Consider the following 12,149-nt stretch of genomic DNA (forward strand, 5'->3'; position numbering starts at 1 on the left):
AATGTGGCCTCCGTCGTGAGCAGGACTGTAGAGCAGGAAACCTAAGCCGGTGTCCCCGCTCTCCCGGGGCCGGCGGAATTTAGTTGTTCAGCATGCGGTCGAAGCTTCCCGAGTCGCCATCCCGATAGTCGGCGGTCATCAGAATCTCCTGCGGAATGCGCCCGCCTTCACGTAGCACATTGCGGAACTGCACGCGCGTGACCATGGGCAGATCCTTGATCGTCGCCGCCAAGTTCTGCGGCACGCCCTGGTTGGCAGCCGCGCGCTCGCACTCGCCGCCGGCCTTCACGCGACGCTTATGCTCGGCGAGCATGGCGCGGTACATACCGGCATGCAGGCGAATCTCAACCACATTGGCATTGCGAGCCTGCTCGACGATGCGCGCGCCCTCGCGGTCGATATCGCCCACGTAGTAGACGTAGTTAAAGCGATAGCCGATCTCGGCCAGATAATCGTCCAGGGCATGCGAGACGCTCGCCTTGCATCCGCCGCCAAAAATCACGCCGCCCACCTTGATGCCAAAGAGCTTGGCGTGCTTGCGGCCACGCAGCAGCCTGACGATCTCGTCGTAGGTGTCCAGGTTCTCGACCATAATGAACGGCTTATCGGCGCCCAGCGTAAAGAAACCCGTAAAGTGCACGGGGCGGTTGGGGGCGACCTTGATCGCCTGCATGCTGATGCCCTTTTCGGTCATGCGCCTTATCAGGCGCTCACCGTGCTTGCCGTCAAAAGCCTTCTCGTCGTTAAAAATCTGGTAGGCACGCTGGCGGCGCGAGGCAACCGGCGTATCGGCACCTCGGTTTTGCTCGATCCAAGCCTGGATGATTGCGATTTCCTCGGCAATCTTGCGGTTGGACATCTCGTTGTGCTGAGTGCGCTGCGGCGCCTTTTTGCCGTCCTTGCCCTCGACCTTAACAATTTGAGTCTGCTGTTCCTTGATCTTAGAGAGCGCCGTAGGCGTAGGGACAACTTTGAGCAGCTGCCTGCCCAAAACGCGGGCAAGGGCAAACGCCGATACCTCGCCGTGGACGGCCGACTCGGGCTGCTGGGTAGCACTATCAGCCGCGGCAGGCTCAGCCTGTGCATGAGGCTTACGCTTGGAATCTGCCCGGGTATTACGTTCCTGCTTGGGCGCAGACGAGCGCTTTTGCGGACGATCGGACTTGGCCTCCTTCGCCGGCTGGCGCTTGACCTGATCCACCGGAGTCTCGGCCTTCTCATCTCCGTTTTGTGTCGCTGTCTTCTCGGCCGCGGCCTCGGCATTTGAGCCACGACCGCCGCGGTGACGACGACGGCGGGGCTTGCCTGAGGCGCTCTCCCCCGCCTGCTTATCAGCGGTATGTTGAGCTTTGACCTCAGTGTCAGCCGCAGGCTGCGACTCGGAAGGTTGCTGCTCGCGAGCCGCCGGCTCAACGGTTTTCTCGGTTTGTTCGGCCTTCTCGGCCTGAGCGGTCGGAGCCGGCTCGCCCTTCTCCTGACGCCTTACGGGATACGCGCGCCTCGCAAAACCACGTCCGGGACGACATGAGCCCGGGGCCTTCTTGGCAGACTCCTCAACATCGTCTGCGGCCTCGGAAAGCTCTTCAACCTCATGCGCGACATCCTGCTGCGCAGCCTTAAAGTGGGCACCACGGCGACGCTGGGGCTCCTGGGCCTCCACGGGCTTTTGCTCCTTCGCGGGCCTCTGCGACTCGGCAGCAACCTCGTTCTCAACAGCCTCGGCATCCGTCTCACCCTTTCGAGCAACGGCGCGACGGAAGCGCTCCTGCTGGGCGCGACGCTGCGCATCGCGCTTGCCACCCCCGCCAAAACCGCCGCGCCCTGCCTTGGCCGTAAAGGCACGCACGACGTTCTCATCGAGCAACTCATCGGTATCAACATGCTCACGCGGAGCAACTTCTTCCACAGCAGGCACGTCAGCGGAATCCTCGACGACAAAATCTTCGACGGACTCGGCAGGCTGCTCCTGGGCATCGCGGATCTCGACATTGATGGTATAGAACGCCGGGCGCCCGTTAATGCCGCTGCCCTCGATCTTGGTCACGATATTTGCCGCGATAAGCTCATCGCGCATCGCCTTGGTATCGCATTCCTTATCGACGGAGCGGAAAATCTGCGCCAGCGCGCTCGACTTAATCTTGAGCGCCTTGCGGCAGAGCAGGTCGTAGGCAACCAGCTTGGCGCGCTCGGCAGAAAGCGACGTCTGGCTGCTCAGACGCTCAGCCAGAGCATCGACATTGTTTTGATTATCGGAATATACCGTCTTGGCCACGGGGCCCCTTTCATATGCACACATATACGTCCATATGGTACAACGCACGAGCCTATCCACGCAAAACATCTGCGAGAACGCCCTTGCACCACCTGTTATCACAAGAAAAAAGACCGGGTCCGCTTGATTGCGGACCCGGTCTTTCCGAGTCAAATAGATGGGAGATTCAACCCGTCCGACCGACTAGGCCTTAGCGGCCTCGGCGTCGGCAGGAGCCTCAGCGGCAGCGGCGCGACCGTACTCGGCCTTGCCCATCTCGGACCACTCGGGCTCCTCGTCGGGCATGGAGCCGGCCTCCTTGCCGAAGAACTCCTTGAGGCAGTTGACGGCGACGATGAGGCCCAGGACCATCAGCAGGACGGCGAAAACGAGCTGCAAGCCCTTGGTGGCGGCGACGGAGACGGCGGCCGTGGTGGCGGTAGCCGGGATGGTGCCGAAGAAGCCGTAAGCCTGGACAGCGGTCATGCAGCCCATGGCGCTCTGGACCAGCGAGGTGAAGGTGCAGCAGAGCAGGAAGGCGACGGGCACGTAGAGCATCCAGCCCTTGCGGCCGGTGCACTTGCAGAACACGGCGAGGGTGATCATGGTCATGCCGCCGAGCAGCTGGTTGGAAGCGCCAAAGAGCGGCCAGATGTTGGCATAGCCGCCAAAGGCGAGGGCGAGACCGGGAAGCAGGGTGACGACCGTGGCGAACCAGGGGTTGCCGAGAACCTTCATGTAGCCGGCCTTGGACTCGATGGCCAGGGCGTCGTTGGTCTGGGCAAAGAACTCGGAGAACGAGGTGCGGGCGATGCGGGCGACGGCGTCGAGCGAGGTCAGGGCCAGAGCGGAAACGTTCATCGTCATGAAGACGGTAGCGAGCGTGCCGTCAACACCGAAGGCCTGCATACCGCGGGAGATACCAGCAGCGAAGATCTGGAACGGGGTGGAAGCGACGCCAGCGTTGATGGCGCCGGTACCGGCGGTGTTCATGTCGGAGAACATGATGCCGGCGACGATGATGGCAAGGATGCCGACGAAGGACTCGACGATCATTGCGCCGTAACCGACCTTGACGGCGTCCTGCTCCTTCTCGACCTGCTTAGAAGAGGTGCCGGAAGAAACGAGGCTGTGGAAACCGGAGAGAGCACCGCAAGCGACGGAGACGAACAGGACCGGGAACATCATGCCGGAGGCAGTGGAGAAGCCGGTGAAGACCGGAGCGGTGATGGTGGCCTGACCGTTGACGCCCAGGACGACGATGCCGAGGACAGCGCAAACGATCATGACGATCATCATGATGGAAGTGAGGTAGTCACGCGGGGTCTTGAGCATCTGGATGGGCATAGCGCCAGCGAAGACCAGGTAGACCATGACGACGGCGAACCACTGGAACTTATCCAGGTAGACCGGGAACTGCATACCGACGGCGAACATGAGAACCATGAGGACCACGCCGGTGACGAACTCGGTAGCACCGGTGAGGTTGAACTTCTTCTGGGCCCAACCAAAGGCGATAGCGACGAAGGTGAACAGGATGGAGATGGTACCAGCGCAGCCGGCGGCATAGGACTTGGTGAAGTCGATGGCACCGGTAGCAGCACCAGAAGCGTCAACGGCCGGGGTGAACATGAACGTCTTGCAGACCATGTCGGTGAAGGCGGCGATGACGATGATGCAGAACAGCCAGCAGAACAGCAGGAACAGGCGACGGCCGGTCTTGCCGATGTACTTCTCGATGAGCTGAGCGAGCGACTTGCCGTTGTTCTTCATCGAGGCATACAGGGCGCCAAAGTCGTGGACGGCGCCAAAGAAGATGCCGCCGACGAGGACCCAGAGCACGACGGGCAGCCAGCCAAAGGCCATGGCGACGATCGTACCCGTAACAGGGCCGGCACCGCAGATCGAGCTGAACTGGTGCGAGAACGCGGTGAAGGCAGAGACGGGCGAGAAGCTCTTGCCGTCCTTCATGCGCTTGGCCGGCGTGAGGGCCTCTTTGTCAACGCCCCACTTGTTGGCCAGCCATCGGCCATAGCCCAGATAGCCGCAGGCGAGCACCGCCGCGGCCACAACCATGAGCAAAACTCCGTTCATTACATTTCCTCCTCTAAAAAGAACTTCTCAGACATAAAAAATGAGGGCCGTCGGTTGCGCTCGACGGCCCTCATCTTCATCAGCCGCCCGTTATCGTACGGGCTAGCTGTATGTGCTAACCCGCATCAGATAATTACTACGCTGATAATGTTTAGCTGATGCGTGAACATGTCTAGGAAATCCTCTTCAATCATGATGCGAACAATCCGTGCGTGTTCACATCCCCCAGTGGATGAAAAGCAGTATGAAACTTTAGTTACCTAAAGTCAACGCAAATAAGTAATGAATTTTCAACTTTTTTGAATTTCTCGTTATAAAACGCCACTAACCTCGGACTTTACCCGACAAAAGTTTTTGCATGAGAGATGCCCCCTCGGGAGCCGCGGGAGCTCCCATCCCAAATGCGGAGCAAAGCTCCGCACACCAACTTTTTCTTTCAGCTAAAGAACGCCGGAAATTCGACGCAGGCTGGTTAACCTTGCTGGACGTTGTCGACGCCGATCCAGCCCAGAAGCCATATCGATACAGAAAGGTCCCCGGCCGGAGGGGCCGGATATAAGGTTTATCGCGAGTTCCGCACGCAAAGAAGGCCACTTAATGTGTCCTTCGTCTTGCGCAGGACTGTAGAGCAGGAAACCTTATATCCGGCCCCTCCGTCCGGGGACCGCGCCGTACCAGCTACAGCGTCATGTTTGGATCGGCGTCGACGTCGAACGGCGAGATTTCACCTCGGTCGAATTTACGGCGGGCGACCTCCGCGATCATGGCGGCGTTGTCGGTGCATGCCGAGAGAGGCGGCACCGTCACGCGGATGCCCTGGCGCCCAAGCTTCTTGATCATCATCTCGCGCAGATGCGGATTAGCCGAGACGCCGCCGCCGATGCAGTATTCCTTGCATCCGGTGGCATGCAGCGCGTTCTTGGCCTTCTTGTACTGAACGTCAAAGACGGCTGCCTCAAACGAAGCCGCCAGATCGGGCAGGTGAATCGTGCGCCCAGCCTTGGTCTCCTGCTCGATGTAGAGCGTCACCGCCGTCTTGAGGCCCGAAAGCGAGAAGCGATAGTCCCCCCTGCTGTTAAGCGCGCGAGGAAAATCGATCGCGCGGGGATTGCCCGTCTCGGCCAGCTTGGAGATGATGGGGCCACCGGGATAGCCCAGACCCAACGCCTTGGCTACCTTGTCGAAGGCCTCGCCCACAGCATCGTCGAGTGTCTCACCAAGTACCTCGTAGTCGCCCCATGCCTTCACGTGCACGAGCATGGTGTGCCCGCCCGAGACAAGCGTAAAGATAAACGGGGGCTTGAGGTCGGGCTGCGCCAACAGGTTGGCAAACAGGTGGCCCTCCAGATGATTGACGCACACGAGCGGCTTGCCGGCAGCATACGCAAAGCCCTTGGCAAAGGCGACGCCCACCACCAGGGCGCCAACCAGGCCCGGACCCTGTGTCACGCCCACGGCGGCAAGCTCACTTGGTGTAATGGCTCCGCCCGTAAGGCCCAGCGACGCTGCGGCGTCCTCGAGTGCCGCATCCACGACACTCACAATCACCTCGACGTGCTTGCGCGAGGCGATCTCGGGCACCACGCCGCCAAAGCGTGCATGAAAATCAATCTGCGTCGACACCTGGTTGGCCAGCATATTGCCATCCGCATCGATAATCGCCACCGCCGTCTCGTCGCAGGAGCTCTCGATAGCGAGTACGAGGCGGCGACGCTCAATCTCGACACGTTCCTCGGCAGAGCGCCAAGGCGCAGGCAGCGGCCATACGCGCTGCTCTGCCGCCGTCGGCTCGGGCGAAGCATTGTCGACCGGAAGCACCAGGGGCAGCGGAGCCGTCATGACGATGGCGTCCTTGCCGGCACCATAGTAGCCGCGGCGACGGCCAGCCTCGGTAAAGCCCAGAGCGTTATAAAGCGCGATCGCTCCCTCGTTACCGTCCTCGACCTCGAGCGAAGCCGTGGTGCAGCCGAGCATCTGGGCATCATAGCTCACGTGCGACAGCAGCTTGCGGGCAATGCCCTCACGGCGATGTGCCGGGTCGACGGCGACATCCAGAATCTGCACATCACCGTCCACGACCATACCGCCGGCAAGGCCCAGCAGCTTGCCGTCGTCGTGTGCCACCCACCAACTACGCGGCGCAGCGACGTCCTCGCCCAGTTCGGACAGGAACATGCCCGGCGTCCATGCCTCGTGTCCGGCACCTTCAAAGCAGGCAGCCTCCAGCGCGCTCGCGCCCTCGGCATCCGCCGCGCCCATGGGACGGAACTGCAGATGACGACCGGCGAGCTCATCGGCAACACCCGTAATTTCGCTCTGCGCACTCTCGGCAAGACCAAGACGCTTGCGCTCGTTTTCCTCGGCATCCGAAAGGCGCGTGTAAATCGGCAGGACGCGGGCCGGATCGCCGTCACCCGCAGCGTGCGCGAGCAGCAAGCCCTCGCCCGAAGGCCACCACAGGTCGCGCTCCACGCAGCGGGCGGTCTCGTCCTCACCCAGCAGCTTGCCATAGCGCACAAGACCGTCACCGGTCAGCTGAACCTGGTCCCAGTCCGCTGCTTGGCGCCACTCATCGAGCGCCACGGCGGCCTTGACCACGTGTTCGCGCTCAAATTGACGCTCGGGACCCTCATCGACCAGCATATACAGCGCCGGATATACCTCACCGCGCATAGCATCGGCCAAGATACCAAGCTTGCCACGCACGCCAGCCTTCCACGCCGTCCAAGCGCAAGCGTCAAGCGTCGACACGCCCAGCAGCGGAACATTGGCACCACATGCGAGGCCCTTGGCAGTGGAGATGCCGATGCGCACGCCCGTAAACGACCCCGGGCCGCGGCCGACCACGTAGCAACCAACATCGCTGCGATTCAGACCGGCTTGAGCCAGCACGCCATCAACGGTATTCACGAGCTCAACGTTGGCGTGACGGCGACACATGTGGTCGCCACTCGCGAGCTTCGTCTCGCCCGTCTGCCCATCAATCCAGCTTGCCGCGCAGGCAAGCATGTCGGTCGATGTGTCGAGCGCCACCACCAGCGCGTTGTCGTTATGCAAGCTCATCTTGTACAGCCCTATCTATCAAATGGGAAAGCTCCTTTGCGCGATCGCCGTGCGCCTCGAGCGTTATCGTTCGCACGTCGCTATCGTCCTCGTCGCGCTTAAGCGTCACCGAAAGATACTCATCTGTCAGTTCATCCTGAAACTGCTCGCCCCATTCCAGCAGGCAAACACCCTCATAGCCCAGCACGTCAAAAATGCCCGTATCCTCAAGCTCGTAGGCATGTTCCAGGCGGTACAGATCAAAATGGAACAGCGGAATACGTCCTTGGTCATGAACGGCCATGAGCGCGAACGTAGGGCTCGTGACCATATGCTCATCGCCCAGGGCACGCGAGACGCCCTTGGTAAAGTGGGTTTTTCCTACACCCAAGCCGCCGGTCAAAATCAGCACATCGCCATCTTCTAGACACGGTGCGACCAGCTCGCCAAAATGCTCCGTATCGGCAGTACGAGCCGTTCTATAGGTACCTACCCCCAGGCGCTCCAGGGACATATGCGCTCCTTATTATTCCGAGGCGGTCTCCGGCGCGGGGTGCCGCTCCAGATAGTCGCCCAGCATCTTAAAGTCTTCCTCCAGCAACTCCTGCCACGCCGGATTGCGCAGCGCCGCCGCAGGATGAAACGTCGGCATCACCACAAAGTGCCCCATCTGATGGAACCTGCCGCGCAGCTTGGTAATGCCGATCTCGGTCTTGAGCACAAAGTGCGTTGCGGGGTTGCCGAGCGTCACGATGATATCGGGCCAGATGCTTCGAATCTGCTCGCGCAAAAACGGTGAGCAAGCCAGCACTTCCTCGGGACGCGGATTGCGGTTTCCCGGCGGGCGACACTTAAGCACGTTGGCGATATAGACATCCTCGCGCTTAAGACCTGCCAGGGACAAAATGCCGTTGAGGTCTTCACCCGCCGCTCCCACAAAGGGTTCGCCCTGCAAATCCTCGTTGCGACCCGGCGCTTCACCGATAAACATGACGCGAGCGCGGGGGTTTCCCACGCCAAACACGATATTGTGACGCGACTGATAAAGCTGACAGAGGTGACAATCACCCAGAACGGCCTCAATTTCCTCGAGCGCGACCTCGCGTGGCGCCTGATGGGAATGGCCGGGGATGTGCATGACGCCCATGGCGACTCCTACACGTAGACCTTGTCGAGACGCATGCCAAAGCCGCAGGCGACCTCGTAGTTAATCGTTCCGCGCAGTCGGGCCATCTCGTCCATAGTGATCTCGGCATCGCCATCGCGGCCGACAATAATCATCTCGTCACCATACTCGGCCTCGGGAATCTCGTGTGCCGGGTTGGACTGAATGGCGACCATAAACTGATCCATGCAGATATTGCCAACCTGACGCACGCGCTCGCCGCGATACAGCACGTCCATACGATTGGAAAGCGTACGCGATAGGCCGTCGGCATAACCGATCGGCAGCGTACAGATCTGAACGCGTGTACGCGGTACGCGGTAGGTAAAACCGTAGCCCACGCCCTCGCCCATCGCAGGGTGTGCCACGCGCGTCACGCGCGCATGAACGCTCATAACGGGATCGAGCTGCATCACACGGCCACTCAGCTCGCACGGCTGCATGCCATACAAGCCAACGCCGGCGCGAATCATATCAAAATGCATCGAGGGGTCGAGCATCGAGGACGGCGTGTTGGCGCAGTGCACGATACCGCACTCAAAACCCGCATCCTTAATGGCTTGAACTGCCTCGGTAAAGCGCTGGCACTGCAGCTTATAGTCCCAGCCCGAAGGTTCATCGGCCGTGGCGAAGTGCGTAAATACGCCGTCACACTGAATGCCGCGATGAAAATTAATACCGCGGACAAAGTCGAGCACCTGCGTGTAATGTACGCCGATGCGGTTCATGCCCGTCTCGATGGCGAGATGATACTTGCCCACCTTGCCTGCCGCGACAGCACATTCGCCATACGCAAGAGCAAAGTCAGACGTATAGACCGAGGGCATAATATCGAACTCGAGCAACGTCGGAATGGCTTCGATAGGCGGCTCGCTAAGAATGAGGATGGGTTTCGTAATCCCGCCCTGCCGGAGCTCAACGCCCTCGTTAACCGTCGCCACGGCAAACATGTCGGCACCGGCCGAATACATGATCTTGGCGCACTCAACAGCTCCATGACCATAAGCGTCGGCTTTAACCACGCAGCACAGGCGCTGGCGCGGATTCAGCAAATTCTTATAGGCCCTCGTGTTGCGGCGAAGCGCCCCGCGGTCGATCTCGACCCAGGACCAACGCGTCAAATCGGCTTTATTCATACTTAATCATCCGACCCTTCGTCTGTGATTCCCAGATCATCGAGTGCATCCTTTGCCGCCAATTCCATGGCGGGACCGATCAAGTCGATAAGATCGGTCGCGATAACGCTCTTCTCGCCAAACTCCGTCGCCGCGGCAAAACCGGCATAGCTATGAAGCGCGACAGCATAGGAGTACAGCAGCTCCCAGCGGTCCATCTCGTCGCGCATGGTGGCTAGCGTGCCGGCCAGAATACCCGCAAGCACGTCACCCGAGCCAGCGGTCGCCAACGACGCCGGGCCCGAGAGCGGCAGCAACACGCGCTCAACACCGCAAATGGCCGTCGTCGGACCCTTAGCGATAACAACGAGGTTATCGGAACCGGCGGCCCAGACAACCTTTTGCGCAGCAGCAATCGCTGTGCCCAGGTCATTGACCTCATCGCCGGCAACGAGACGCGAAAGCTCACGATAATGCGGCGTCATAACGAGCGGCTGCTCACGACGATACATCTCGGGATTGCTGTCGATGCCATCGATTGCAATCTTGGCAAGGCAGTTGAGAGCATCGGCATCCAAGATAAGCGGCACATCGAGCTCGAGTAGGCCGGAAACCACCTGCATGGCACCGGCAGACGTCGTCATGCCGGGGCCACAAAGCACGCAGCTGTACTTCTTAGCAATCTCGCATACCGTCATGCGCGCAGCGGCGCCAAAAGAACCGCGAGAATCCGACGGAATGGCAAAGACCGGAATCGAAGGAAGTGCCATGCGAATGAGATTGGCACAGGCGTCAGGAGCCGCGACTGCCACGTAACCAGCACCCGCGCGAGCTGCAGACTTGGCCGCCATAATGGCAGCACCAGGATATTGCGCTGATCCGGCGACAATAAGCACGGAGCCACGGGAATACTTATCGATATTCGATGGTAGCGGAGCAAAGTAATCAACTAAGTCACCGGGCTCGACAATCTCGGCGGCGTGGTCGACATCATCGATGACCTCGTCAAGACGGTCGTAAAGATTGCCGCAGGTCAAATCGCCGGCATACTCAGGACCATCAGCGCTATACAGACCAATCTTGGGCGCAATCATCGTCACCGTGCGCTCGGCACGAATGCAGTCGTCATCAACAACGCCCGTCTCGGCATTCAGGCCCGAGGGGACATCAATGGATACGACACAATCGGCGCATTCATTGACCGTAGGAATCCAAATGGAGAACGGCGCACGCAGATTCCCGTGGAAACCGGTACCAAAAATGGCATCGACAACAACATCGGCCTTATCGATCAAAACCTCGAGTTCGTCACGCGAGGGACCGACGCAAACGTGCACGTCGCGGCCAGCAGTGCGGCGGGCAACATGACGAGCGAGAGCGGCAGGGATCTCATCCGGCTCAACCGGAGAGACGATATCTACATCAACGCCCTTATGCGTCAGAATGTCAGCGGCAACCCAGCCATCTCCGCCATTGTTGCCAAAACCGACCAATACAAGAACGCGATCGGGGTTGAGCTTTAAAATCTCATTGGCGGCAAATTCTCCCGCCAACTCCATGAGTTCGGCCTTCGAGGTGCCCTCACGCTCGATGATATCTTCGAGGCGAACGACTTCCTCGGTACTCAAAACCGGTTTCATCTATGCTCCTAGCACATCTTGCGGATCATCACCCAGATGTTCCGACAAAGCAGATTGTTGCAGCTGTTCGAGCTCGTCTAAGACAGAACGAGCCTCTTTAAATGTCTGAGCAACGCGCTCCTTCGTGCTCACCTTTTCTTCCTTAGGTTTAGGTCGAGAATCCTCGGTGATCGCAATGGCATTAGCGACAGCCAAGTCACCCGTCAAAGTAATAGAAAGAGCAACCTCGACAACGCCCAATTCCCGGGCGATATCAAGAGCACGGCCCGAAAGCAGCGCTTTTGGCTTACCGAGCTTATCGCGCGTTACGGAAACGTCTTTACGGCCAACGCCCTGGCTAAAACCCGTACCAAGCGCCTTAAGCACGGCCTCACGAGAAGCAAAGCGACTGGCATAATGCGCGGCAGGACGAGACGATGCATCGCAATACGCGCGCTCTTCATCGGTAAACACGCGCCGGGCAAACGCTGGCGTCTTCTCAAGGATTGATTTCATTCGGGAAATCTCGACGATATCAACGCCGATTCCGGCTTCGGCCATAATCACCTCCATGCTGCACAGACTAAGACATTGTAGCCCGTTCGCAGAAGATGCGACAAACGAGGGTTAAAAACACAGCGAAGTAAAGTGACGGCCCCTATTAACGCAAAAAGGGGGAGGCCGCGAGGCCTCCCCCTTCTCATCTCAGCTGGCGGCTCGGTGCCGTCCACCGGTCAGCGGCGCCCTGGCCTCCCACGGGCTGGCCCCGCAGTACTCTCGGCGCGATGGGGCTTAGCTTCCGGGTTCGGAACGGGACCGGGCGTGCCCCCCATGCTCTGGCCGCTGACCGGTGGGCGGCGCCC

8 protein-coding genes and 1 rRNA gene are annotated in these 12,149 nt (G+C 59.9%); all 9 read right to left on the reverse strand.

The window, feature by feature from the left end; translation table 11 throughout:
- Nucleotides 1-79: 79 nt before the first annotated feature.
- Nucleotides 80-2,272 carry a hypothetical protein gene (locus DXC18_RS10060; RefSeq protein WP_158552088.1) on the reverse strand — a complete coding sequence of 731 codons (2,193 nt, stop codon included), beginning with the start codon at nucleotides 2,270-2,272 and terminating at the stop codon, nucleotides 80-82.
- A 183-nt stretch (nucleotides 2,273-2,455) separates the two neighbouring features.
- The gene (locus DXC18_RS10065) at nucleotides 2,456-4,345 is read right to left on the reverse strand and encodes a carbon starvation protein A (protein ID WP_117717052.1); all 1,890 of its coding nucleotides are present in this window, start codon (nucleotides 4,343-4,345) and stop codon (nucleotides 2,456-2,458) included.
- Between the two features lie 678 nt (nucleotides 4,346-5,023).
- The gene (gene tsaD, locus DXC18_RS10070; RefSeq protein WP_117717053.1) at nucleotides 5,024-7,408 is read right to left on the reverse strand and encodes a tRNA (adenosine(37)-N6)-threonylcarbamoyltransferase complex transferase subunit TsaD; all 2,385 of its coding nucleotides are present in this window, start codon (nucleotides 7,406-7,408) and stop codon (nucleotides 5,024-5,026) included.
- Nucleotides 7,395-7,901, reverse strand: coding sequence for a tRNA (adenosine(37)-N6)-threonylcarbamoyltransferase complex ATPase subunit type 1 TsaE (gene tsaE, locus DXC18_RS10075; protein WP_117717054.1), 507 nt, complete (start codon nucleotides 7,899-7,901; stop codon nucleotides 7,395-7,397). The genes tsaD and tsaE overlap by 14 nt, the downstream gene beginning before the upstream one ends.
- 12 nt (nucleotides 7,902-7,913) lie before the next feature.
- The gene (locus DXC18_RS10080) at nucleotides 7,914-8,534 is read right to left on the reverse strand and encodes a uracil-DNA glycosylase (RefSeq protein WP_117717055.1); all 621 of its coding nucleotides are present in this window, start codon (nucleotides 8,532-8,534) and stop codon (nucleotides 7,914-7,916) included.
- Nucleotides 8,535-8,542: 8 nt separating this feature from the next.
- Nucleotides 8,543-9,688, reverse strand: coding sequence for an alanine racemase (gene alr, locus DXC18_RS10085; RefSeq protein ID WP_117584237.1), 1,146 nt, complete (start codon nucleotides 9,686-9,688; stop codon nucleotides 8,543-8,545).
- A 2-nt stretch (nucleotides 9,689-9,690) separates the two neighbouring features.
- Entirely contained in the window at nucleotides 9,691-11,307 is a 1,617-nt protein-coding gene (locus DXC18_RS10090) for an NAD(P)H-hydrate dehydratase (protein WP_117717056.1), read from the reverse strand.
- Complete coding sequence (gene acpS, locus DXC18_RS10095) at nucleotides 11,308-11,847, reverse strand: holo-ACP synthase (RefSeq protein ID WP_117717057.1); 540 nt, start codon at nucleotides 11,845-11,847, stop codon at nucleotides 11,308-11,310.
- Between the two features lie 171 nt (nucleotides 11,848-12,018).
- Nucleotides 12,019-12,134: ribosomal RNA gene (rrf, locus tag DXC18_RS10100) — 5S ribosomal RNA — on the reverse strand.
- Nucleotides 12,135-12,149: the final 15 nt, after the last annotated feature.

It is taken from the genome of Collinsella sp. OM08-14AT (assembly GCF_003438115.1).
Taxonomy (GTDB): Bacteria; Actinomycetota; Coriobacteriia; order Coriobacteriales; family Coriobacteriaceae; genus Collinsella.